The 25,834-nt window shown below is 37.6% G+C and carries 20 protein-coding genes; 15 read left to right on the plus strand and 5 right to left on the minus strand.

The features are described from left to right. Positions 1 to 18 precede the first annotated feature (18 nt). Positions 19 to 3,531: an alpha-2-macroglobulin gene (locus tag P176_RS19265; protein ID WP_081820702.1), complete on the minus strand. Its 3,513-nt coding sequence runs from the start codon at positions 3,529 to 3,531 to the stop codon at positions 19 to 21. A gap of 213 nt (positions 3,532 to 3,744) precedes the next feature. Between P176_RS19265 and P176_RS19270 the strand changes: the two genes are divergently transcribed. Then, the gene (locus tag P176_RS19270; protein WP_026752976.1) at positions 3,745 to 4,716 is read left to right on the plus strand and encodes an IS110 family transposase; all 972 of its coding nucleotides are present in this window, start codon (positions 3,745 to 3,747) and stop codon (positions 4,714 to 4,716) included. Positions 4,717 to 4,734: 18 nt separating this feature from the next. On the opposite strand, the gene P176_RS19275 is transcribed toward P176_RS19270, so the two are convergent. Continuing rightward, positions 4,735 to 6,819 carry an MG2 domain-containing protein gene (locus tag P176_RS19275; protein WP_081820703.1) on the minus strand — a complete coding sequence of 695 codons (2,085 nt, stop codon included), beginning with the start codon at positions 6,817 to 6,819 and terminating at the stop codon, positions 4,735 to 4,737. A 294-nt stretch (positions 6,820 to 7,113) separates the two neighbouring features. Between P176_RS19275 and P176_RS0109995 the strand changes: the two genes are divergently transcribed. The 3 genes from P176_RS0109995 to P176_RS0110005 all read left to right on the plus strand — a co-directional run bounded on the left by P176_RS0109995 (position 7,114) and on the right by P176_RS0110005 (position 10,137). Beyond that, positions 7,114 to 8,667, plus strand: coding sequence for an aldehyde dehydrogenase family protein (locus P176_RS0109995; RefSeq protein ID WP_026754574.1), 1,554 nt, complete (start codon positions 7,114 to 7,116; stop codon positions 8,665 to 8,667). Between the two features lie 110 nt (positions 8,668 to 8,777). Further along, positions 8,778 to 9,479 carry a hypothetical protein gene (locus P176_RS0110000; protein WP_156033016.1) on the plus strand — a complete coding sequence of 234 codons (702 nt, stop codon included), beginning with the start codon at positions 8,778 to 8,780 and terminating at the stop codon, positions 9,477 to 9,479. After that, positions 9,469 to 10,137, plus strand: a complete 669-nt coding sequence (locus P176_RS0110005; RefSeq protein ID WP_156033018.1) for a hypothetical protein — start codon at positions 9,469 to 9,471, stop codon at positions 10,135 to 10,137. Before P176_RS0110000 ends, P176_RS0110005 begins: the two co-directional genes overlap by 11 nt. A gap of 315 nt (positions 10,138 to 10,452) precedes the next feature. Here P176_RS0110005 and P176_RS0110010 read toward each other — a convergent pair whose 3' ends face one another. The 3 genes from P176_RS0110010 to P176_RS0110020 form a co-directional block, all read right to left on the minus strand. Further along, positions 10,453 to 11,586, minus strand: a complete 1,134-nt coding sequence (locus P176_RS0110010; protein WP_026754577.1) for an ATP-binding protein — start codon at positions 11,584 to 11,586, stop codon at positions 10,453 to 10,455. Between the two features lie 98 nt (positions 11,587 to 11,684). Next, positions 11,685 to 12,467: an SDR family NAD(P)-dependent oxidoreductase gene (locus tag P176_RS0110015; protein ID WP_051605451.1), complete on the minus strand. Its 783-nt coding sequence runs from the start codon at positions 12,465 to 12,467 to the stop codon at positions 11,685 to 11,687. Between the two features lie 49 nt (positions 12,468 to 12,516). Continuing rightward, complete coding sequence (locus P176_RS0110020) at positions 12,517 to 13,389, minus strand: aldo/keto reductase family oxidoreductase (protein ID WP_026754579.1); 873 nt, start codon at positions 13,387 to 13,389, stop codon at positions 12,517 to 12,519. Between the two features lie 96 nt (positions 13,390 to 13,485). Between P176_RS0110020 and P176_RS0110025 the strand changes: the two genes are divergently transcribed. The 11 genes from P176_RS0110025 (at position 13,486) to P176_RS0110075 (ending at position 25,794) form a co-directional block, all read left to right on the plus strand. Beyond that, the gene (locus tag P176_RS0110025; protein ID WP_156033020.1) at positions 13,486 to 14,046 is read left to right on the plus strand and encodes a DUF4382 domain-containing protein; all 561 of its coding nucleotides are present in this window, start codon (positions 13,486 to 13,488) and stop codon (positions 14,044 to 14,046) included. Positions 14,047 to 14,298: 252 nt separating this feature from the next. Continuing rightward, a complete protein-coding gene (locus P176_RS0110030; protein ID WP_026754581.1) occupies positions 14,299 to 15,300 on the plus strand; it encodes a MoxR family ATPase in 1,002 nt (333 codons plus the stop codon). Between the two features lie 110 nt (positions 15,301 to 15,410). Beyond that, positions 15,411 to 16,277, plus strand: coding sequence for a DUF58 domain-containing protein (locus P176_RS0110035; protein WP_026754582.1), 867 nt, complete (start codon positions 15,411 to 15,413; stop codon positions 16,275 to 16,277). Positions 16,278 to 16,342: 65 nt separating this feature from the next. Then, positions 16,343 to 18,010: a hypothetical protein gene (locus P176_RS0110040; protein ID WP_026754583.1), complete on the plus strand. Its 1,668-nt coding sequence runs from the start codon at positions 16,343 to 16,345 to the stop codon at positions 18,008 to 18,010. Further along, entirely contained in the window at positions 18,010 to 19,014 is a 1,005-nt protein-coding gene (locus tag P176_RS0110045; RefSeq protein WP_026754584.1) for a VWA domain-containing protein, read from the plus strand. The genes P176_RS0110040 and P176_RS0110045 overlap by 1 nt, the downstream gene beginning before the upstream one ends. 86 nt (positions 19,015 to 19,100) lie before the next feature. After that, positions 19,101 to 20,144 (plus strand): VWA domain-containing protein, encoded by a 1,044-nt coding sequence (locus P176_RS0110050; protein ID WP_026754585.1) that lies wholly within the window; start codon positions 19,101 to 19,103, stop codon positions 20,142 to 20,144. Positions 20,145 to 20,341: 197 nt separating this feature from the next. Next, positions 20,342 to 21,175, plus strand: a complete 834-nt coding sequence (locus P176_RS0110055; protein ID WP_026754586.1) for a tetratricopeptide repeat protein — start codon at positions 20,342 to 20,344, stop codon at positions 21,173 to 21,175. 57 nt (positions 21,176 to 21,232) lie between these two features. Continuing rightward, positions 21,233 to 23,008: a BatD family protein gene (locus P176_RS0110060; protein ID WP_026754587.1), complete on the plus strand. Its 1,776-nt coding sequence runs from the start codon at positions 21,233 to 21,235 to the stop codon at positions 23,006 to 23,008. Positions 23,009 to 23,010: 2 nt separating this feature from the next. Further along, entirely contained in the window at positions 23,011 to 23,769 is a 759-nt protein-coding gene (locus P176_RS0110065) for an SH3 domain-containing protein (RefSeq protein ID WP_026754588.1), read from the plus strand. Between the two features lie 76 nt (positions 23,770 to 23,845). Beyond that, positions 23,846 to 24,148, plus strand: coding sequence for a hypothetical protein (locus P176_RS0110070; RefSeq protein WP_026754589.1), 303 nt, complete (start codon positions 23,846 to 23,848; stop codon positions 24,146 to 24,148). 83 nt (positions 24,149 to 24,231) lie between these two features. Continuing rightward, positions 24,232 to 25,794 carry a SulP family inorganic anion transporter gene (locus tag P176_RS0110075; RefSeq protein WP_026754590.1) on the plus strand — a complete coding sequence of 521 codons (1,563 nt, stop codon included), beginning with the start codon at positions 24,232 to 24,234 and terminating at the stop codon, positions 25,792 to 25,794. The last annotated feature ends 40 nt before the right edge of the window (positions 25,795 to 25,834 follow it).

Here is a 25,834-nt window from a genome sequence, read left to right on the forward strand (position 1 = left end):
TCATTTTCAATCTTAAACTTATTTTTCAATCTCGACCCAACGCCCTTTGGTTCTTACAAAATAGTCATTTTCATACATTGCCTCAACCTGGGTTCCTGGCAAATAATACTTGCCCAAGTAAGATGCGTTTAGCATCACGGTAAAGGTTTTTGTGTCATGCTTTCCTCTATGAGGCAAGTCAAAATAAAAATGCACACGATCATCACGAATATCTGTATATCTAGCTTGACTTACTGTGGTATCTCCAAAATCTGTAAATCTTGTATTGACGATTTCCCAACCCGACGGAAATATTTGAGTCAATGCTATATCATTGACGTTTTCATTCTTAAGATTTGTCACTGTAATGGTAGCGACAAAATCTTCGCCTTGTTTCAGTTTTGAAATAGGAATTTCATTTCCTTTTAAATCGGTATAATCTACTGAAACGCCCAAGCCACGTTGCTCTGCCAATTCTTGACCTAAGGGCAGTTTTCCAGAATTTAAAACACGTACATACACGAGGTTGCCGATAGCGTTGGTCACCTTGAGCGTATTGGCACCGTCTTGAACGTTGAGCGCTCGTTGTGCAATCGCATTTTTGGTGTTGATCGATGCTTCCTTACCGTTAAAATTGTAAGTAAAATTCATGCTCTTACCACCATTGGCGTTTACCATTTTGGCCATTGCCAATAGGCTATAGGCTGTAGTTTGGGTACTCATCCAATCATCACTAGAGAGTTCTTTGGCAATATATTCTGAGAGTTCTCGGGCTTTGGGGTTTTTGGTAATAATCATGGTCTCCAAGGCCATAGCTCTATTTCTGTCTACAGAGCCATAAGTATAATAGTTATATCGCGGTGGTTGAAAGTCAATATTGGCGCGTTTTGATAGCTGTTCACTTGCTTCTGTTTGACCTGCAAGCGCATAAGCAGCGGCCAATCGCCATTTGGCTTCATTGGAGATTTCACTAAACTCCCGCAGTCTGTTCATGCTAGCCAAATCGGCGCTTCCCGCTAAGGCTAAGGTGTAGAGTCTGTACGCTTGTGCCAAATCTGAATTATAGTTTTTATAGCTTGGGCGCCAATCTCTTGCAGCCTGTTTTTGGTAGCGCAACCAATTGCTTTTAAAGGTCAACGGTAATACAAAGCCTTTTGCCTCGGCTTCTAGCATAAAGTGGCCGGCGTAGCTCGTGCCCCAGTCGTTGGCCGTGCTTTCCCCAATCCAATAGCTCAATCCGCCGTTAGGACCTTGAAAATTACCAAGACGCTTAATTCCGTTTTCAATATGAGACTGGATCTCCTGTTTTTTATCGTAGGTTAAATCAAAGATATCTCCTAAAAAAAGCTGCGGAAATACGCCAGATGTGGTTTGCTCTACACAACCATGTGGATAGCGAATGAGGTATTGCAGTCTGCGCGAAAAATCCATAGGCGGAAGGGTAGAGAATTCTACAGTGGCACTATTGCTCCCTACAACGCCAAAGGTTGAAAAGGATAAAGTTTCCGAAGCATTCGCCTCTAATTTTGCATTTTCATATCGAGAACTTATAGGATTTGGATTCATCACATCCAACTCCACCTTATAAGTCGATTTTTCGCCATTGCCAGTGGCAATAACCGTAACCGTTTGGATGCCCTTACCTTTGCCGACCTCAAGTTCAAAATAAGCCATTTGCTCATCTGGTTTATCAAAGGACAGTTTTGTAGATGATGGTCCAATGGCCGAAATGCCATCACTTAACTTTAATTGAATGCTCACGTCTTTAACTTTAGGCTCCATAGCAAAGACGGTAACAGGAAGTGTGACTTTTTCACCAGGGCTTAATTTTCTTGGGAGCGTAGCCAATACCATTAACGGTTTTTTGACTTCAACGGAAGTCTCTGTACTGCCATAAGCTTCGGTTTTAGCATCACCAGCAACCACCATAGTTCTTACCGCACCAATGTAATTTGGCATTTTGATGTGATGGGTTTTGCTTGCTCCCGCTTTCAATTCAAAAGGACCTAAATAGGTGACTACAGGCTTAAAGCGATTGGCTTTTTTATTTTTGCCCTTAACCGCACTGCCGTCTCCACCAATAGCGAACACTTGATCAACGCTGCCAGAATACGCGCCTATCACGTCATCAAAAATATCCCAGGTTTTTACGCCAAGCGCTTCGCGAGCATAAAAGGCATCCCAAGCATTTGGGGTTTTAAAGCGGGTGAGATCTAGTAACCCTTCCTCGACCATAGCAATGGTATAGGTCATGGCTTTATTGTTTTTTTCTGAAATTTGAATATCAAATGTTTGCTCAGGCTTTAAGGTTTTTGGCATGTTTAGTTGAGGTTCTAAAATGGTGTTTGGGTCTTCTACCAAAACAGGAATGACTCCATAAAGTCTTATAGGAAGATCATTACTGGTAATGGCGTGCGGTTGCAGTAAGGAAATGTTGACAAAAACGTTGGGCGCCATTTCTGAGGTGATTGGAACTTTGACCTTGGTTTCACCTTGGGTGGTTTTTACCCACTTATAATTGAGTACATCTGCTCCATTTTCGACACTAACAAGGGCGCGACCTTCTTGACCTGACGGGAATGTGATGGTTGCGGTCTCGCCTACCTTGTAGTGGTCTTTGTCTGCCGCAAAAACTAACATTTTAGCGGCCTCCTTATCATTTCCTACGGAGATATTAGACCAATTTTTATAGAAGTAAGCCGTACGTCCCGTGGCATGGCCACTCACAGGGTCTACCACTCTAATCAAATAGCGACCACGATCATTTTCAGGGATGGTAATGTCAAAACTAGTAGTTCCATTTGCATTGGTGGCAACGGTTTTCTCTATAACAGGTCTGTGGTAATTGCTAGACACATAGCTCGAAAGATTATCATATGAGGAGTTCCACCACCAACGCCATTCCACTTTATACACTTTAACTTCTAAACGGTCTCGTTTTACGGGTTTCCCATCTTTATCTACTACTGCTAAATCAAAAGTTTGATTGGTATCTGTGTAAAAGGAGCCGTAGCTATTTCCCTCAGGAGAACGAAGCCCAACGTAAGATGCATATGGCGAATAGGGTTTTGTAAACGCATCCAAAGAAAAGTCACCGCCATTTTCAAAGGCTCTAACCAAAAACTGAACGTTGAGCATGCCTGGTGCATTTTTGCCTACTTCCAATTGGGTCTTGATGTTAGCTTGACCTTCAGCATCGACATTGCCTTCAAATATGGTGAGCTCTTCTGTATCAAAATTTCGGGTAGGATCTGTAAACACGTAATCCTTATAATTTTTAAAACCTGTGTTTGATGTGCTGAATTTGGCTTTGATTTCGGCCTTGATCTGTTTTGCTGGTGCACCGTGCAACCATTTTACATCTAAGTTCCCGTTGAGCGGTTCTTGACTGGTTAAGACTTCATCTTGAAAATCGATTTTTATCTTAAGGCGATTGGGCTTGACGGTTTCTACTTTTAGGGATTTGTAAAACTGGGCGCCACCTACAGAAATTTTAGCATTATAATTTCCTGTTTTGTCATCTGAAGACGTGGTTACGGGGAAAGAATACACGTCTTAAGTTTACAATTCACTAAATTTAAGTATAAAACAGAAAAGACAAAAGAGAGGAATAAGGTTAATATACACGCAGAGACCTAGATCTCGTCAACATTGAAAACCCCCTCTCTTTTCTACACAGATTTCGTACAGTTCTATGAGGCTTTTAGACCTCGCTTTCAAGTCGTTGAAACTCGCGTAGATTGTCCTTTCAAAAAACATTTTCTTATGAATAAAGATATTAAATATTTTGGTATTGACATTAGTGCGTTAGTATTCGATGTTACAGATTCTGATGGTAATTATTATCAGTTTAGAAACAATGGATTGGGCTTTGAGAAGTTTACAAAACTCTTAAATAACACTAGTCATTGTGTAATGGAAGCTACGGGTTATTATCATTATCAGTTAGCGTACCATTTATTAGAATCAGGTATAAAAGTATCTGTAGAGAATCCATTATCTGTTAAACGTTTTATTCAGATGGGCTTATCAAAAATTAAGACCGACAAGAGCGATTCAAAACTTATTTGTTCTTATGCAGAGCAGGTGGACTTAAAGCTTTGGAAAGGCAACTCTAAGAATGAAATAGAATGTCTTCAAATCACTAGAGCTCTTTCTGTTTATACAAAACAGAGCACTATGCTTAAAAACAAATTACATGGTGAGTCTGTATTGGGCAATCCTAGTAAGGTCGTGTTGACGTCTTTAAAACGTAGTTTAAGACAGCTCCAGAGAGAGATAAAACTATTAGAGGACAAGTTATTAGTTTTGGTAAAAGAGGTTCATCAAGATTTGTTAACGCGATTAAAAACCATACCTGGTATAGGTCCTAAAACAGCCATTACGCTAGTGGTTTTAACAGGTGGATTTGATCGTTTTACAAGTGCAGGTGAGTTATGCAGTTACGCAGGTTTAACGCCAGTGATACGGCAAAGTGGAAGCAGTGTAAAAGGGAGGCCACGAATAAGTAAAATAGGAAACCAGAAACTTAGAAATTTATTATTTATGTGCAGTTTTAACGCTTGTCAATACAATAAAGCTTGTCGTGATTTATATGAGCGAATCGTCGCTAAGGGAAAGAGCAAAAAACTTGCGCTAATAGCGGTATGCAATAAGCTGTTGAAACAAGCATTTGCTATAGCTAAATCAGGTTTGATATTTGATCAAGAATATAAGAGTAAGCTAGTGAGAAATTAATGGAATTTTACTTGTTTTTTACCACAGTACTTTGTTGAGCTGATGGCTCGTCACGTTTTTATAAATGAGTTTGCCGTTAGGATCGGTCACTTCCATTTTTACGGGATGGTCTTTGGGTAGTGGATTGTCTTTATCATTAAGCATAAAGGTTAAGAACAAAGTGTCACCTGGTCTCCAGACGCCGCGTTCGCCATAGATGTAGCCCTTAAGGCCCTGTTGCAATTGGTTTCCTGAAACATCAAACTTGCTCAGTGAAAGTGAATTTCCATCGGTTAGCCTTAAATAAGTTGTATTTTTTCCTTTAGATACTACAGCAAATGACGCAAAGTTTTTGCCTTTAAAGGTGGCTAAACCTTCAGTGTCTGTTGATACAGATCCAATCTCTTGCTGTTGGAAATTATAAAGTTTGATTTTAACACCGGTTTCTGGATTTGTGCTTAAAATATTGGTGACTGCAAAGTAATAATCGTTATTAGCCCCTTTTTTAGCAATCACTCCTAAGTTTGAGGCGATGAGGTTTTGAGCAACAATTCGGTTTTGATTATAATACGCATCATGACAAGGATTGTCTTGTTCTCTCCAATTATAGTGGTAATTTCTATAGTTGTAAATGCGATTGTCCCAATACGCTTCTTCTTTTAGATTTTCATCTTCGGTAAGGTTTTCGGTGTACGCTTCTTCATTGTAATAGTCTTCCTCATCATAATAATCTTCATAATTATCCTCTTGGTTTTCGGTGGAGGCGGCATTCGCATCGCAATCATAAAGCGCATAATTTTTATTAAAACTGAGTTCTACCCGATAAATGGCACCAGCATCTGCCTTAAAAAATTTAGATAAATCAATGCTGTAGGCTTTCCACTTTCCAAAATTTTCAGCAGCGGTTTGGAGCTGAATGGTTTGTTTTGCAATTCTTCGTCCCACGCGCTTAATATCATTCTCGTTATTGCTATTGAGCGGATTATCCTGAAGAAATTGAAGGATATTGTCTTCGTAAATTTTAATGATCCTTACATCTACGGCGCTGAGATTGACGGCTTCAAAATTGAATTTCAACTGTTCAGAATTTGGTAAGATCGTCCCATTGCTAATAAGCCGTACCATAGGTTTTACATCTTCAAAAGAGATGACTTCGGAAAATGGTTTTTTAAGTTTATAGCCGTCTGTATTAGAAATTCCAGTAAACACGTCTACCTGGATGTTTCCTACCAATTTAACGTCTGGGTAAACCTTTAAGATATTGCCATCTACAACAAATTTTGGCGTTTTGACGCCCTGTATGGTCACCAATCCATCAAAGTTTTGCTGTGGCTTTAAAGGGTCTGAAAAATTAATGGAAAGGGACTGCTCAGGATTTTTAATGGTCTCCAGATTAACGATGGTGAAGTTGTTGATGCCAGGAATAGTCACTTTATTTTGGCCGATGTTGTCAGAGTCGATTGCGCTACCGTCCCATGAAATCAAAACGTCAGTATTTTCTATTGTTCTATGGATGCTGTCAATTTTAAATTCAAAATATTTAGAATGTCCATTGATTTCATTCCATTGTAATTTTAGTTTTTTACCATCTTGTGAAGCGCTCACCAATGTTTTGGCATCCTCTAACGCCATCACATCGGCCGATTTCATCACCGCTCCTAAATATTGCCATTGTTTAGAATACGATTGCAAATCTGTTGTGCTAATACTGAAATTTGGCGAAATGGTTTTAAATTGAAAAGTATAGCTGCTATAAGCGCTGGGAATGGCTTTGTAAATGTCACTCAGCTTAACAGAAACAGAATATTCGGTAGCAGGATCGAGATACTCATCTGGTGTAAAAACCAAGGTATGTGCATTAGCGGCCTTAAGTTCGCCCTCCACGTGTGGCTTAATGCTCAACAGTGCTTCAGAAATGATTTGCCCCGCTTCCCAGCCTTTTACATCAGTGGATAAATTGACGATAATAGGATCTGCAATAGATTGTAAACCAGTGGAGGTGTAGCTGATATAATCCCGAAATTTGAAGAGATTATCGGCATCTTCTAGTTTAGAATCTTGGTTTCCGCAAGAAAACATAAGAGAGATACAAATAAGAAGACTGAAGAGGTGATGGCGTTTCATGGTGTGGACTGGTTTTAAAATTGGCGGTTTTACCTATTCAAATTTAGGTAATCCTTTCCTGTTACAATGCTGTAATTATGATTTGTAACTATTAAAATAGAATGTGTGGCCAATGCTGTAGAATTCGTTTTTTGATTTGCATATTTAAAAGGGACAAAGACTTTAATAAAATCCTAAAAGATTAGGGTTTTGCTCGCGTGACGTTCCATTTTTAGAGGGCTTGCTTCAAGGAAAAACAGTAAATTATTAGTAACTTCGCGTTAAAATTTAATAATTCATAAAAAACAAGTAAATATGGAAGCAGTAGCTACCGATTTCGGAATAAAAGAAGCCCTAGAGCAGTTGGGTGTTAAAGATATAAATGAAGGTACCTCTACAGGTGCCAATAACTTTGCAAATGGAGAAGTTATTTCTTCTCATTCTCCAGTAGATGGGGCATTAATTGCTAAAGTAAAATCAACGTCTAAAGAAGATTACGAAAAAGTAATGAGTGCTGCTACTTCTGCATTTAAGACATGGAGAACCATGCCGGCGCCTCAAAGGGGTGAGATTGTTCGTCAATTTGGTGATAAACTAAGAGAGAAAAAAGAGCCTTTAGGGAAATTGGTTTCTTACGAGATGGGGAAATCTTATCAAGAAGGTTTAGGTGAGGTTCAGGAAATGATTGATATCTGTGATTTTGCAGTAGGACTTTCTCGTCAGCTACACGGTTTAACCATGCACTCAGAACGACCAGGACATAGAATGTATGAACAATACCATCCTATGGGTGTTGTAGGCATCATTTCGGCATTCAATTTTCCAGTAGCGGTTTGGGCTTGGAATACAGCTTTAGCTTGGGTATGTGGTGATGTTTGTGTTTGGAAACCGAGTGAAAAAACACCTTTATGTGGTATTGCTTGTCAAAATATTGCTGCAGAAGTATTCGCTAAAAATGATCTTCCAGAAGGTATTTCTTGTTTGATCAATGGTGATCATAAGGTTGGAGAGTTTATGACTAAAGATAAGCGCGTACCTTTAGTGTCTGCAACCGGTTCTACCAGAATGGGTAAAATTGTAGCTCAAGAAGTGGCAGGACGTTTAGGAAAATCTTTATTAGAACTTGGTGGGAATAATGCCATTATAGTTACTCCAGATGCCGATGTAAAAATGACCGTTATTGGTGCCGTTTTTGGCGCGGTAGGAACTTGTGGACAACGTTGTACATCCACTCGTAGATTGATTATACATGAAAGTATTTATGACCAAGTGAAGAACGCCGTTGTAGATGCTTATAAGCAATTACGTATTGGAAATCCTTTAGATGAAAACAATCACGTAGGGCCGCTAATTGATAAAGATGCCGTTAAAAATTACAATCACGCGTTAAGTAAAGTGGTTGAAGAAGGCGGCAACATCGTTGTTGAAGGTGGAGTATTAGAAGGTGAAGGTTATGAAAGTGGCTGCTATGTGAAGCCTGCTATTGCCGAAGGAAAACCAGAATTCGAAATCGTACAGCATGAGACTTTTGCTCCTGTGTTATACTTACTCAAATATTCTGGAGATGTTCACAATGCGTTAGATATTCAAAATAACGTAGCTCAAGGATTGTCTTCTGCAATCATGACAAACAACCTGCGTGAGGCAGAAGCCTTTTTATCTGTTCAAGGATCAGATTGTGGTATCGCAAACGTAAATATTGGTACTTCTGGTGCTGAAATTGGCGGTGCTTTTGGTGGAGAGAAAGATACCGGCGGCGGTCGTGAATCTGGATCTGATGCTTGGAAAGTTTACATGAGACGCCAAACCAATACCATCAATTATACGACTGAGTTGCCTTTAGCACAAGGAATTAAGTTTGACCTATAAACGGTATTTTGAACATAAAGGAAAAGCCACATCAATTGATGTGGCTTTTTTATTACAATACAACGCAACCTTTTGATCTCTTTTGTATCTTTTAATAGAATTAAAATATCATGAGAATAAAATACATTCTATTATTTAAGTTATGCTCTATAATTACCTTGATGTTATTAGTGTCTTGTGAAGTGCCCTATGATAATAATGCAAGATTACTCATAAAGGGACAATTATTAGATGAAAATGATTTGCCTATTTCTGATGGTGAGGTTGAGGTTTATGTTAGAGGCGAGGGAGGAATAGGTGGTAATGCTGTGAATTTGGGAACAGCTTTAAGCGATGAATCAGGTTCTTTTGAAATTATTACGCTTTTAGGACGTGATGATAATTTTGTAATTGAAGTAAACGTAAATGAAGATTATACAACATATCAATATAGAACAAATTTAGAAGAATTTACGCCAACAGATTATCTGATAGACCTTGGGGTAGTGCCTATTAAAAGTAGGGCGACATTAAATTATAACATAGAAAGAACAAGTCCTGAAGGAACCGAATTTGAATACAGATTTGAATTTGAATCAACAGAATGTAAGCAAGTTTATATAGAAGAAGAATTAGTTGTAGAGGAATCAAGATGCTTTTTGAGCGACATTAGAAGTGATATTTTAAATGATGAAAATCCAACAAGCACAAGCACTATCCAAACGACTTTAGGATCAGATGTATTTTTTACCTATTCCATAAACGGGCAGCCCGAAATAACCCAGCAAATCACTTTAGACCAACTTGAAAATGCATTCAATTTTGAGTATTAGAATAGCTCTTGTGATAGGAATCGTCCTGATTTCTACATTCGAAAATTTAGTGGCTCAAAATAGAGTTAATGCTTTTGATCAAACATCAGACACATTGGCGGTTGAGACAAATCAGAAATCGGCTGTGTTTACTATTGGTGGTTTTCGTCCCTCCACAATGGAAAACAGTAATTTTGGAAGAGCTACTGAAGAGAAATTGAGTTTCAAATTAGGCGTTCAGATTTTTGCTTATAAAGGATTATTCTTGGGTGTTTTTCATAGCTCATCTTATTTCGACGTCACAAATCAAGATGTATTGGGGAGATATTATAAAACTACTGTTTCAGCGTTTTATTTACAAGTTGGATACGAGCTAAGGGTCGTCGATAATTTTTCAATTGGAGCTAGTATTGCGCCTGTTAGTAATGTTATTTATAAGAACATCATTGATAGTGATAGAATAAAACAACAGAAAGATGATGCGCATTTCATACAATATGAATTATACTTAGCTTATAATATTACTCAAACCTTAGCAGTGTACATCGACTATTCCTATAGAAATGACAATACAGGAATACAGACGGCTCCAGAAATTTCAGAGGACTTCAATAATATCAAGTTTCACAATTTTGGTTTAGGACTAAAAATTTACGTTGGAAAAGAGTCCCTTTTCTGAAATTAACTCTAGAAATGACATTTATATCTAAAGCATTATAAGTGAGAACTTCAAATCAAAAAAACATCGATTTCTAAGGTATAATTTTTTTGATAAGATCAGATGTTTCTATCTGGGCAATTTTGAGTTTATAAAATTTCCGATGTAAAAAATAAAAGTCTTATTCCTCGATCGACGTTACGACTTTGAAATAAGACCTTCAAAAACTGATTAATAGCATTTCAAAATTGCACATTTAATAATGAAATGCAATTGATTTTACGATTAATGACAAAAAAATTAGCATAAACTACATTTTAAAGATGTTTTTGCCGATTAACTGTATTTTACTTTTCTTAAAATACGAACAGCATCCTGATAGGAGTTGTAACTGTCAATATCATAATCTCTTAGGTAAGGCTTGGCCTCGTGAAGTTTGTTGATGGCCTCATGAAACAAATTTAAATAGCAAATGAGATACGTTGCCGGAAGGTTTTTTAAGTCCCTTGCTTCATTACTGTTGAGCGATAGCCCTTTTTTAAGTTTTTCTAATAGGGCATTATTTGCATTATAGATATGATGCAACACTTTCTTGTCGTATTGTGGTGGTTGAAACAAGAGTTTGGTCTCGATATGATATTGTGCATTATCTTGAAATTTGATGATGGTTTCTTCAAGCTCGTAGTATTTGAAAGCGTTTTGAAGTCCTAAACTCACATACTCTACGATTTTGAAATGACCCTCATTATAAGATATAGCGACCTCGTCAAATGTTGAAAAGAACAGTCGCACTTGTTCATTAATGAGCTCAATGTCTACTCTTGAAAAATACACCGCATTTTTGACCACCTTTTGCTGTCCAGACCAACACACCACGAAATACTCTTTAAAGACTTTATATTGAGGGTTGTAATCTTTTCGTTTGTTCAAAAAATCAAAAACGCCGTCTAAGGTGTATTCAATATTGTTCTGGGCATGCGCTTCTATCGCCCCTACGATTTTAGAATTGACGTCTTTAATTACAAGGTCAAAGACTTTGGGCATACTAATGCTCCCATCTCTAAAAAAGACCGAACCACCATAATATTTCCAGATATTTTTACGCAAGGCGGTAAGCTCATCCATTGGTCTAATGGTCACCAGACCTACGACTTTATTATCTGGTAAATGCGGAAATGGTATATTTTCATACTGCACAATCGGCGGATTGGTCAAATACGCGTTGATGAGGTTTTGAATTTTACTATCGTCAAAAAAGTGAACACCTAAAATCTTATTATCGGCGTCCTCTACGCCAATAACAATATAAGAGTTGTTCTTGGGGTTGCTATTGGACAAGGCACAAACGTGCTTTAAAAACTTCGCCTTACCCTCCTTTAAGCTAATGTCAATTTTTCGCTTTTTATCATAAAAACTGTTCTCATCATTATGAGCCAGTAAGTTTTTGATAAGTAGACGTTTATTGATCATCTTAAGATTCTAAAAAAGCAGAACTATTGTTTAATTCATGTAAAAGCAATTAGATTTAAAAACTGGTCAAGTGTTATGCCTTAAGTTGAATGAAAGCCTTACGATTTATTTAATATTGTAGAGCTAGCTTGTGCTTTACAGAATAGAAGGACATCTGCAATATTAACATGAGAAGGCCTTGAGATAACGAAATAAATAACCTCTGCTAAATCTTCAGGTTGTAGCGCTTTATAGCCCTTGTAAACATCATCTGCCTTTTTATCGCCTTTAAAACGTACTTCGGAAAACTCAGTTTCAACAAGCCCTGGATTTACAGCGCCAACCTTAATCCCATAAGGGTTTAAGTCCTTACGCATCCCTTCGGTAATGGCTAAAACCGCATGCTTGCTAGCGCAATAAACGTTTCCTTTTGGATAAACTTCCTTTCCGGCCGATGAGCCAATATTGATGATGTGTCCAGATTTACGTTCGGACATTTGTGGAATAATAGCTTTACTCACATACAGTAATCCTTTTACATTAATGTCCATCATGGCATCCCAATCTTCCATGCTTCCGGTTTCAATGGGGTCAAGTCCGTGTGCATTTCCGGCGTTGTTGATTAAAATATCAATAGTTTTAAAGGCTTCTGGTATTGAGTCTATCGCTCCGAAAACGGCTGTTTTATCGCGCACATCAAAATTTAAGGTGTGCACTTTTGTTTGAGCGCTGAGTTCTTTTTGAATCTGGTCTAACCGTTCTTGGCGTCTTCCGCATAAAATTAAATGAAGTCCTTGCTTTGCCAACTCGTAAGCGGTGGCTCTTCCTATTCCGCTAGTAGCGCCTGTAATAAGTGCTGTTTTTATGTTTTTTTCTTCAGAATGAGAAGTGTCTTTAGTCATAGTATGTATTATAAAATGGTCTCGGTAAAGAGAATTTAATTCTAGTTATTTAGGCAACTTCGTGTCCCAGGCTTGCTTCTAGTAGTTTGAACCAATCTTGTAAGTCAAGGTCTATAGTCAAGGCTTTTGAAGCATCGGTTATACGTTGAGCTGTTGTTGTGCCAATTACGGGACGAATGTTTGCAGGATGTTTAAGCAGCCACGCCAACACTAATTGATCTTTACTTGCATCATAGGTCTCGCAAAGTTCATCGAGAAGCTGGTGCAAACGTTTTGTTTGATTGGTGTCGTCTTTAAAAATAGAGCTTAAAGGTGACCAAGCCATGGCATCAATGTTGTTGGCCATCATGTGATCTAGGCTTCCATCTACCATCGCTGATGGTGCGGTTAGTGAACATTCGATTTGATTGGCGCTTATGGGAATCTTATTTGATAACATTTGGGTTTGGGAAGCTGTAAAATTAGAGACTCCAAACGATTTGATTTTACCCTGTTGAAGCAGTTGGTCAATGGCTTCTGAAATAGCGTCAGGTTGCATCAAAGGGCTGGGTCTATGTAAGAGCAGTACATCTAAATAGTCTGTTTTTAAATTTCTTAAAGACGCTTCCGCAGATGTAATAATATAGTCTTTATGGTAGTTGTAATGTTTCACCGTGGTTTTTCTATGGGCGTCAATCAATTGAATCCCACATTTACTTATCAATTGAATATCGGTTCTTTTTATGCCGCTTTCAGCAAATGCAATTCCGAAGTCCTTTTCAGTAGTGTAGCCACCATAAATATCGGCATGGTCAAAGGTGGTAATATCATTTGAAATACAGTGGTGCATTAGAGCAACCATGTCGGTTGTTTTTAATTGCTTACCCCATGATCCCCAGGTCATAGTGCCTGCAATTAATCGAGAATATCTGCATCTTTCCACGGTTTATACTGATTTATTTGCGTTTGACGTATAAAAATAGTCAAAAGCAAAAGACTGCAATAACTTTGTATAAGATAATCTTTAAAACCCCAAGTTGTGAAAAATCTATCTACCTACAAATCTATACTATTTTCTTTATTTATTTTGGTTATGCTTTCAAGCTGTTCTAATGACAGTGAAGGTCTTAACGATTCGCAGTCAGTCGTAAGCGTAAAACTTAAGAGCGCTTCAGAAGATACTAATCGTCTTATGTTAGATATAGAATCTGTTAAACTAATGATTGGCGATAACGAATTTGACGCCAACAGTTGGTTACCACTAGCGACAATAAATAGAGGTGTGCAGAATTTATCACAATATAATGAAGGTGCTGAGTTGGTATTAGTGGAGAACGCTTTGGTGCCTGCAGGTAAAATCAAAAAAATCAAACTAATTTTAGGAGACAACAATGTTATTGTTATTGATAATGTTACAAAAAAATTAGTGGCTCAAGATGGTGAAATAGCTCCTTCTAACATTGTATCAACAACCTTGGCCGCAAATAAGAGCTATGAATTTATTTTAGAATTTGAGGCTGATAATTCTGTTGTTATAGCTAATGACGACATCAACTTTAGACCAGAAATGAATACTTTAATGAGACATTTGAATAATTAAGTGACATTATGTTAGAATTGACTAATGTCAACATACAATATAAAGCAAAGCGCAATACCCTTAAGGTGTTGCGCTTTGCTTTTTAACCAATTATTAACAGCAATAAATGAAAAAAATTAACAATTTGCACGTCTATTAGAGGGGCATTCAATTCTGCTTTTATTTAATTACGAATGAAATTCTGCTTTTGCTGTGAAAACGTGAATAGAGCACAATTGACCTCCAAAACATGCTGAACTAAATATAATTTCAATGGAAGAAACAGGTACAATAGACATCAAGTCTATTAATGAGAAGATAGAAAGAGAAAGTGCCTTTGTCGATTTGTTGATGATGGAAATGAATAAAGTCATCGTTGGTCAAAAGCACATGGTAGAGCGTTTGCTCATAGGGCTTTTAGGACGAGGCCATATTTTGCTTGAAGGTGTCCCTGGACTAGCTAAGACTTTAGCAATTAACACCTTGTCACAAGCTGTAGATGCTAGTTTTAGTAGAATACAGTTTACTCCAGATTTATTGCCTGCCGATGTGGTTGGTACCCTCATTTATAATATGAAGATCAATGATTTCTCTATTAAAAAGGGTCCCATCTTCGCAAATTTTGTACTTGCCGATGAGATTAACAGAGCGCCAGCCAAAGTGCAATCTGCCCTTTTAGAGGCCATGCAAGAGAAACAGGTGACTATTGGTGATGAAACTTTTATTTTAGATAAGCCATTTTTAGTTATGGCCACCCAAAACCCAGTAGAGCAAGAAGGAACCTATCCATTGCCAGAAGCACAAGTTGACCGTTTTATGCTAAAAACCGTCATCGATTATCCAAAACAAGCCGACGAGCAACTCATAATGAGAGCAAATCTTAAAGGCGCTTGGGAAAAAGTAAATCCGGTAGTTTCTATTGAGCAGATTCTTAGAGCTCAAGATGTGGTTCGCGAAGTCTATATGGACGAGAAAATAGAAAAATACATTCTAGATATCATTTTTGCAACACGTTATCCAGACCAATATAAATTAGGAGATTTAAAACCATTGATCTCTTTTGGGGCATCACCTCGTGGTAGTATTAACTTGGCAACTGCTGCCAAATGTTATGCATTTATTAAGCGTCGTGGCTATGTAATTCCAGAAGATGTTCGTGCTGTAGTTTATGATGTACTGCGTCATAGAATTGGCATCACTTACGAAGCCGAAGCAGAAAATGTAACTTCCGAAGATATCATCAGTAAAATAGTTAACGAGATTGAGGTGCCTTAAAAAGCTAGCGGTATTTAGTATGCACTCGTAGTTATATAGCTCTATCGAGGCTTGGCTGAATACTATGTAGAACCACTAAGCGCATACTCAAGATTGTATACTGAAACGACATGGATACTAAAGAACTTCTAAAAAAAGTACGAAAAATAGAGATCAAGACCCGTCGGTTGTCTGATCATATTTTTGGAGGCGAATACCATTCGACCTTTAAGGGGCGAGGTATGACCTTTTCTGAAGTGAGAGCGTATCAATTTGGAGATGACGTGCGTAGTATTGATTGGAACGTTACCGCCAGATACAATGAGCCCTTTGTTAAAGTGTTTGAAGAAGAGCGAGAGCTCACCATGATGTTAGTGGTGGATATTTCTGGGTCAAAATTGTTTGGAACCCAAGATCAGTTTAAGGACGAAATCATCACAGAGATAGCCGCAACATTAGCCTTTTCTGCAACCCAAAACAATGATAAAATTGGTTTGATTCTCTTTTCAGATGAAATTGAACTATACATTCCTCCAAAAAAGGGACGCTCACATGTATTAAGGCTTATTCGAGAGCTCATTGAATTTGAGCCGAAAAGTAAAAAAACAGATGTTGCAATGGCGCTTAAATTTCTCTCAAACGTGATGAAGAAGAAGGCCATTGTTTTTGTGCTTTCAGATTTTATAGCAGAAGACTATAAGCAAACCCTTAAAATAGCAGCAAAACGCCATGATATTACGGGTATTCGGGTTTACGACAGACATGAGGAGCACATTCCTAACCTAGGAATGGTGCAAATGGAAGACGAAGAAACAGGAGAGCTGGTGCTCATTAATACCGCTTCTAAAAAAGTAAGAGAAGATTATAGTAATTACTATAAAGAAAATGTCAACTATTATAAAGAATCCTTTACCAAATCTGGTGCAGGCGTTATAGACTGTCGTGTTGACGAAAGTTATGTCAAAAAACTGTTAGGCTATTTTAAGCGTAGAAATTAAGACGTGAGATATACGGTGTTGAACAGATTGTGAAGTTAGATCTTCAAAAGAGTGAACTACAATATATGAACAGAGATTTTAGATTTTTGAATGTGATATCGGTCAATTTTGGTTCTAAAGCCTTGATCTTGGCCTGTGGTGCCTTGTTCTTTTTTCTATCAAATTCAGTGCAAGCTCAGGTGACCTCGTCTATTGATTCTACAAAAATCAAAATTGGAGAGCAAATTACGTATCAAATTCAAGTAGAGGCAGACACCACAGAATTGGTTCTTTTTCCTGAAGGACAAACCTTCATGCCTCTAGAAATGATTGAGTCTTATGAAACAGATACCACAAAAAACAACGCGACATATAAACTGATCAAGCGTTATGGTTTAACGCAATTTGATTCTGGTGCCTACACCATTCCGCAGCAAAAAATACTTATTGGAGACAACGCATTTTTTACAGACTCGCTAAGGGTAGAGGTCAATACTGTTACTGTAGATACTACTAAGCAGCAGTTGTATGACATCAAACCCATGATTGAGGTAGAGAAATACCCAAGTCAATGGTGGAAATACCTTCTTATTGCCCTCTTGGCCATTACCCTTATTGGTGTTGTGCTGTGGTGGTTTATCTGGCGTAAAAAACCACTTTCCGAAGAAGAACAAATGGCCTTGTTGCCACCCTATGATCGCGCCAAACTGGCATTGCAAAAATTAGATGAAAGCGATTATTTGCAACGGTCAGAATTAAAAGGATATTATTCTGAACTGACCTTTATCATCAGAAAATATTTGGATGAAAAAGTCTACGATCGCGCATTAGAAAGTACAACCGATGAGTTGGTAGCCCGATTAAGATTACTTAAAGATGCCAATAAAATTGAGTTGAGTTACGACGATATTAAAAACATAGAGGGCATTTTGAAACGTGCCGATTTGGTGAAATTTGCAAAATCTGCTCCAGATGTTGAGCTTGCCAAATTAGATAGAAATACCATTGATGTAGAAATTGATCAAGTAAAACAGGCTTTACCAGAACCTACTGAAGAGGAAAAATTATTAGATCAAAAATATAAGGAAGAATACGAGCGCAAAGCAAAACGTCGTAAGATCATCTTCACCGTTGCCGCAAGTATTGCCATTATATTGGCAACCTTTGCTGGATTTGGTATGAAATACGGTTTCAAATACGTGATAGATACCATAACAGGAGATGAAACCAAGGCCTTATTAGAAGGCACGTGGGTAGATAGTGCCTATGGTGTGCCGCCCGTTATGATTTCTACACCAGAGGTTCTTGAGCGTATTGAAGTGAAAGCGATTGACAGTACAGGAAATACTAAAGTCACTGCCTTTAATTATGGCGATTTAGATAGCGCTTTTAATATTGCCATAGGAACCACCAGATATAATTTACAGAAGGATCAAGAGATTGATGTTAGTGCAGAATTAGAGCAAACCATAAAGACATTTGAGAATAACGGCGCTAAAAATCTAATCGTAAAACGCGATAAGTTTGAAACCCCTAATGCTGCAGAAGGGATAAAGGTCTCAGGTACTGGTGAGTTTCCGGGAGAAAAAGAAGGGGAGTTTAGAACAGGAGAATATGTCATCCTCATTTTTGTTGCCGATGATAAATCGGTATTGCAAAAAATTATATTGGTTTGGGATAATGAGAATGACTATGCCAATGAAATTATGGAGCGCGTGTTAAATTCCGTAGAACTTAAAAAAGTAGAAAATTAATGTTTGAAGGCATCGAATTTTTTAATAAAGAGTTTTTCTGGTTGTTTTTACTGCTACCAATAGCAATCGCATGGTATGTTGTCAAAAGAAACCAACAAACGGCTGCTTTAAAAATGTCTAGTCTCAAGGGGTTTAAGCCAAAGCAATCGATTTTACCTAAGTTAAAACCATTGCTTTTTGTGCTACGTTTATTGGCTTTAGCATTTTTAATAACAGCATTGGCAAGGCCAAGAACCTCAGATGAGACTACAAAAACCAAAACCACAAAGGGGATAGATATTGTTATGGCTATTGATGTTTCGGCAAGTATGTTGGCAAAAGACCTTCAGCCCAATCGTCTAGAAGCCTTGAAAAATGTGGCAGCAGAATTTATTAAAGGTCGCCCTAACGACCGTATTGGTCTTGTAGAATACGCTGGAGAAAGCTACACCAAAACCCCCATTACAAGTGATAAAGCCATCGTGCTACGCTCATTGAGAGACATCAAATACAATACTATAATTGAGGGAGGGACTGCTATTGGTATGGGTTTGGCTACTTCTGTTAACCGATTAAAAGATAGCAAGGCTAAAAGTAAAGTAATCATTCTGTTAACAGATGGGGTAAACAACTCAGGATTTATAGACCCTAAAATTGCAAGTGAATTAGCTGTAGAATATGGCATAAAAGTCTATACCATTGGCTTGGGAACAAATGGGATGGCATTATCGCCTTCGGCGCTTTTACCTAACGGAAATTTTCAATACCAACGTGTCAAAGTAGAAATTGATGAAGACTTGCTTCAAGAGATTGCAGATGTCACTAACGGAAAATACTTTAGAGCGACCGATAATAGAAAACTTAAAGAAATTTATTCTGAAATCAATAAGCTCGAAAAAACAGAGATCGAAGAATTAAAGTTCACTACCTATGATGAGAAGTTTAGGCCATTAGTACTCATTGCATTGGGTTTAATTTTGCTGGAAGTGTTGCTGAAATTTACAGTATTCAAGAGTTTTGTTTAAATAGGTCTTTCGTCATCCTGACTGATCAAAAGGAATTAGAAAAAATAGTTCAGTAGTGCCTACTGAACACTAGATAGTTAATAAACATGTTTCAATATCAATTAGAAGAAAAAATATGGTTTTGGGTCTTAGTATTGATCCCAATACTCATTTTGCTTTTTGCCCTTCTACAATTTTGGAAATATCGCGCGCAAAAACGTTTCGCTAATAGCGCCATGCTAAAACGATTGAGCCCAAACCAATCCCGTTTTAAAGGTATTTTAAAGATTTTTGTATTGAGTTTAGCCATTGCCTGTTTTGCAATTGCATTGGTAAACCCAAAAATTGGTACAAGATTAGAAACCGTGAAACGCGAAGGTGTAGATATTGTATTTGCGGTAGATGTTTCTAAAAGTATGCTGGCCGAGGATATTGCTCCTAACCGTTTAGAGAAATCAAAACAACTGGTCACCCAAATCATCAATAATTTAGGGAGTGACCGCGTGGGGATCATTGCCTATGCTGGCAAAGCGTTTCCGCAATTACCAATTACTACAGATTATTCTTCGGCCAAAATGTTTCTTCAAAACATGAATACCGATATGATGTCTTCACAAGGAACAGCCATTAACGAAGCCATTGAATTGGCAAAAACCTATTTTGATGATGATCAAGATACCAATAGGGTATTGATTATTATTTCAGATGGTGAAGATCATAACCAGCAAGCTAACACAGTTGCAGAAGAGGCGAGTAAAGAGGGGATTCGAATTTTTACTATTGGCGTTGGAGATGTGAAGGGCGGGAGAATTCCCATTAAAAGAAATGGTGTGCTGCTCAATTATAAAAAGAATAACGAGGGAGAGACCGTCATCACAAAATTAGACGAAAACACGTTAAAGCAAATTGCAGAGGAAGCCAATGGCGCTTATTTGAACGGAAGCAATACGGCTGAGGTGGTTGATGGCATTAAGGACATACTTAACCGTATGGATAAGACCGAATTTGAGGCCAAGGAATTTGCTGACTTTAAAGATCAGTTTCAATGGTTTTTAGGTTTCGGGATATGTTTTCTTTTCCTGGATATTTTCTTTTTAGAACGAAAAACCGCTTGGCTAAAACGCCTCAACCTTTTTAACGAAGATTTTTAGGACATTAATTAAACATAGAACTGATTATTTGCAAGAGTAAACAGGGTAAGAAATGATGTCGTGAGCAGTTTTTAAGGTCTTTAAACACCCAAAATTGAGACCCATCATTTTTTATAAAATCTTTAACTCAATCACGCACAGTTGTTTTATATCTTGGTATCCGTTTTGCAAGTAGCGTATTAGATCAATAAAAACCTATGAAAAGTACAATTAGCTTACTCTTATTATTCCTTTCTGTTTTTGTTTTTGGTCAAGATAAAGAGGCCGAGAAACGAGAACAATTATCGCTTAAAAAAGCCAATAGTTACGTTTATGATGCCAATGAGCTCATAGATGCAGACAATTATATTTCCGCAGAAAAAGAGTATCGTAAAGCCATTTCAGAGCAGCCTACAAATGTTGCAGGCACCTATAATTTGGCCAATGCCTATTATGAAAAAGGCAACTATGATGAGGCATTGTATAGATTAGAGCAAGCATCAAAAAATGCAACAGATAAGAGTGAAAGACATAAAGCCTTTCATAATATGGGCAATATCCTCATGAAAAATAAGATGTGTAAAGAAGCTGTAGAAGCTTTTAAAAATGCACTTCGAAATGATCCTTCTGATGATGAAACCCGTTATAATTTAGCGGTTGCTAAAGAGTGTGCCCAAGAGCAACAGGGCAAAGACGATCAAGAAGAGAAAAACGACGAAAACAAGGACGACGAAAACAAAGACAAGGATAAGAAAGAAGACGACGAAAAGAAAGACGATAAAAAAGATCAAGGCGACCAAGATAAGAAAGAAGGGGACGATAAAAAAGATGAGGATCAAAAGCCCCAAGATGAAAAAGACAATGAGAAAAAGGGCAATCCAGATGATAAAAAAGAAGATCAGGCAAAACCTAAGCCACAACCTGGTCAATTATCTCCTCAGCAAATAAAAAGCTTGTTAGAAGCGATGAACAATAATGAGCAAAAAGTGCAGGAGAAAATGAATGCAGAGAAACAAAAAGGTGTTAAAGTCCAGACTGAGAAAGATTGGTAATATGCTGATGTTTTAAAGATGGATTGAGATCAACACGAAAGAAGGAGCTATATATAAATGAAAGTTATAAATCACATCACATTAATCTTAACGCTGTTTGTTACGAGCGTCGCGTTTGCCCAAACCACATTTGAGGCCAAGGTAAGCAAGACAAAGTTGGGTCAAAACGAACGTCTACGTATTGATTTTAAGATGAATAAGGATGGTGACAATTTTAATCCGCCAGACTTTGCCAATTTTGATGTTATTGGCGGCCCAAATACATCGGTAAGCAATTCTTGGCTCAATGGGGTACGATCTTACGCAAAGACTTACAGTTACTTTTTGTCTCCCAAACGGCAGGGCACTTTAAAAATAGACGAGGCAAGTATTGAGATTGATGGTGAGATTTTTAAGACCGATCCTGTTAGTGTCTTAATTACCGCGCCAGTTCAAAGACCTAATGATCCTTATAACGTAGAGGAAACGGCCACCGAAGATATTCATCTGGTGGCAGAGATCTCAAAATCAGACCCCTATTTGAATGAAGCGATTACTGTGGTTTATAAATTGTATGTTGCAAGAAAAACAGGTGTTCAAAGTTGGAGAGAAGTTGAAAATCCAAAGTATAATGATTTTTGGAGTCAAAACATTGAAATCAAATCCTTACCTGTAAAAAATGTCATCTATAAAGGAGAGGAATATCGGTATGTGGTTCTTAAGAAAACAGTATTGTATCCTCAAAAAATTGGAAAACTAGAGATAGAAGCGCTAAGTTTAGATGTGGTTGTAGAAGTACCAACCAATCGTCGTGATATTTTTGGTGGTAGACATATGGCCCAAATTAACCGAACAATTTCAGCTGGAAGCCGCACCATTGATGTTAAACCTTTACCTGAAGAAGGAAAACCAGATGACTTTTCTGGGGCAGTAGGCGATTTTAAATTTAATGTGATCACTTCTAAATCTGAGCTGAATGCTTCAGAATCTTTAGACGCTAGGGTTGAGGTAACCGGTTCTGGTAATTTGAAATTGTTTCAACTTCCGAAGTTAAACTTACCGAGTTCTCTAGAAGTTTATGAACCTGAGCATACTGAAAATGTTCGTACAGATCTTGGTGGAATGCGCGGTTCCATATCAGATAATTACACCGTAGTGCCTCAATACAAAGGTAAATATCCTATACCAAGTATTTCGTTTTCTTATTTTGATTTGGAGACCGAAACCTACAAACGCATCTCCTCGGGTGAAATTATTCTCGACGTCATCGAAGGTCCCGTCAACACAAAATCCAGTGACAATAGTATTGCATCGGCCGATGGTACCAAGCAAAAAGTAGAGATGAATAGTGATCAATTTGCATACCTAAAAACAAGCCCAAATTTGGTACCGGTTAATCAAGAGCCTTTTTTTAAATCTAAGGGCTTTTGGAGCACGATGTTATTGCCTTTATTAGCCATTCCATTAGCGATGTTTTATAGAAGAAAACGTGATGAACGAAATGCAGATGTCTTTGGAAATAAAATTAGAAAGGCAGATCGACTTGCCAAACGATATTTGAGTGAAGCTAAAAAGGCATTGGGTAAAAAAGAAGCATTTTATATTGCTCTAGAAAAAGCATTACACAATTATTTAAAGGCAAAATTGCATATCGAAACCAGTGATTTTACTAAAGATAAAATTGAAGAAACGCTGTTGCAACGTGATGTAAATGAAGGCACTGTTAATGAGTTTCTCAGTATTTTAGAGCATTGTGAATTGGCAAGATATACGCCTATCACTAATGTAGAGATGCAGCAGGATTATGAGAAAGCCGCAAGAACCATTTCGGTAATTGATAAAGAGATGAAATAGTTATGAAAAAGTTACTTCTTATTCTCACAATTTTATGCACCTCATTAGGCTTTGCTCAAAATAAAGCTTTATTCGAAGAGGCAAATGCCTTATATAATGATGCTAAGTATTATGAAGCGCTAGATACATACAAAAGCATTCTAGACAGTGGAGAGCATTCTGCAGCACTTTATTTCAACATGGGAAATGCCCATTATAAACTCAACAATATAGCGCCAAGTATTTATTATTATGAGAAAGCGCTCTTATTGAAACCTAATGACACAGAAATTAAGAATAATTTGGCTTTCGCCAAAAACATGACTTTAGACGCTATTGACACTGTGCCAGAAGTCGGGTTTTCAGGATTGTTCAACAGATGGGCGAGTTATTTTCACTACGAAGTTTGGGCAAAAATCAGTCTGGGGCTCGCTGTGCTTTTCGTGATATTGTTTTTAGTGTATTATTTTTCGAGTGCAACATTAAAAAAACGCTTAGCATTTATTACAAGTGTCTCCTGCCTGTTATTGGTATTTGTGTCTTTGGCCTTGGCGTTTCATGGAGAACGTTTAGTTGAGAGCAATCAACCAGCTATTGTTTTTGCAAAGGAGTCGCAAATTAAAAGTGAGCCAAATTTAAGAAGTACTGAGGCTTTTAAACTTCACGAGGGCACTAAGGTACAAGTGCTAGACACCGTTAATAATTGGAAAAAAATAAAAATTGCAGATGGCAAGACGGGTTGGGTCATGAGTGATGACATTAAATTGGTAAAGACTTTATAGAGGTTTTTTTATAAATTTAATATCTAAAGTAATCTTTATGTATATTGCATTAGAGTGATAAAGCTTTAGTCGTCCCATGAAAGATTCCATCGTCGCATATGTATTCCTATTACTTTTTGCGGTAATCATCATTGCTCCTGTGGCAATCATGATTTTGGATGATGATGCGGACGTATCTTGCTTTTATTCCATTTCAGAAGAAGAGGAAAATAATGGTAACGAAAAAAACAAGGCGTTAGATCTTTTGATCTTCAAGCCTATTTTAGGCCCATTTTCTAATTTTGACGTAGAACGTCCTTTAACAATGGCTTATGCAACAAGAAAATATTCAAAGCCTCAACTCAACATTGTTTCTCCACCTCCAAAATTCATTTCGTAGTTTTGATTAGCGGACCCCTTTTGGTCCTAATACATTAATAATTAGCCTTTACATTCCAATATGGGCTCAAATGAATTTTTTACATGATTAAAACGATCAAAAGTGACTTACCAGCGAGTATAGTCGTATTTTTTGTGGCATTGCCTTTATGCTTAGGTATTGCTTTAGCGAGTGGTGCACCTTTGTTTTCTGGACTTATAGCTGGTATCATTGGAGGTATTGTAGTTGGTGCTTTAAGTGGTTCAAAAATCGGCGTGAGCGGCCCGGCCGCAGGTTTAGCCGCTATTGTGTTAACAGCAATAGGAACGCTAGGAGGCTATCAAAATTTTCTGGTTGCCGTAGTGATTGGAGGGGCGCTTCAAATTATTTTTGGTCTTCTTAAAGCAGGGATTATTGGGTATTACTTTCCATCCTCTGTTATTAAAGGGATGCTTACGGGTATAGGTATTATTATTGTGTTAAAACAAATCCCCCATTTCTTTGGCTATGATGCTGAACCAGAAGGAGCAGACAGTTTTTTTGAAATGTCTGGGGAAAACACATTTTCTGCCATAGGGCATATTGCAGATAATATCACTTTAGGTTCAATGATTGTGGGTATTGTGGCATTGTCCATCCTGCTGTTATGGGATATTGTGCTTTCAAAAAAAGGAAAGGTTTTTCAAATCATTCAGGGGCCTTTGGTCGCCGTTGTTGTAGGGATTCTTTTCTACGTGCTTACAAAATCAAATGAGACCTTAGGAATAGATCCGTCGCACTTAGTTAGTGTTCCAGTACCAGATGATATCAATTCATTTTTAGGCCAATTTAGTTTCCCTAATTTTTCAGTAATTACAAATCCGCAAGTTTGGATCACAGGGTTTACCATTGCACTTGTTGCTAGTTTAGAAACACTGTTATGTGTTGAAGCTACCGATAAGCTTGATCCAGATAAAAATGTCACGCCTACCAATAGAGAGCTACTGGCTCAAGGAACTGGTAATATTATTTCCGGGCTTATAGGCGGATTGCCAATTACTCAGGTCATTGTTCGAAGTTCTGCAAACATTCAATCGGGCGGAAAAACAAAAGCTTCTGCTATTCTTCACGGCTTTTTATTGTTGATTTCTGTAATTTTAATCCCGACCTTACTTAACAAAATCCCCTTGTCTGTGTTGGCAGCAGTATTATTTATAGTGGGCTATAAACTTGCTAAACCGGCACTTTTCAAAAAAATGTATGGCTTGGGCTGGAAACAGTTTGTGCCTTTTATAGTGACTATAGTGGGTATTGTCTTTACCGATTTGCTTATAGGAATAAGCTTAGGTTTGGCTGTAGGTATTGTTGTCATCTTGATAAAAAGCTACCAAAACTCACACTTCTTACACATCGAAGATAAGAGCGATGGAAAAAACAAGGTTAAAATGACACTTGCTGAAGAAGTTACCTTTTTCAACAAGGGCGCGATTCTCAAAGAACTGGATAGTTTGCCGAAGGATACTTACTTAGAGTTTGATGTTAGAAAAACCCGATATCTTGATTATGATATTATAGAAATTTTAGATGACTTTGCCGTCAAGGCTGAAGAACGTAATATTGATATCAAAATTATTTCAGAAAAAGGTTCTGCTGAAAACCCTAAAAGCTTTGTTGAATTTTTCAACTAGCTGTCATATTGTAAATCTCAACTGAGATCAATTGAAGTAT

It is taken from the genome of Sediminibacter sp. Hel_I_10, assembly GCF_000688335.1.
In the GTDB taxonomy this organism is placed as follows: domain Bacteria; phylum Bacteroidota; class Bacteroidia; order Flavobacteriales; family Flavobacteriaceae; genus Psychroserpens.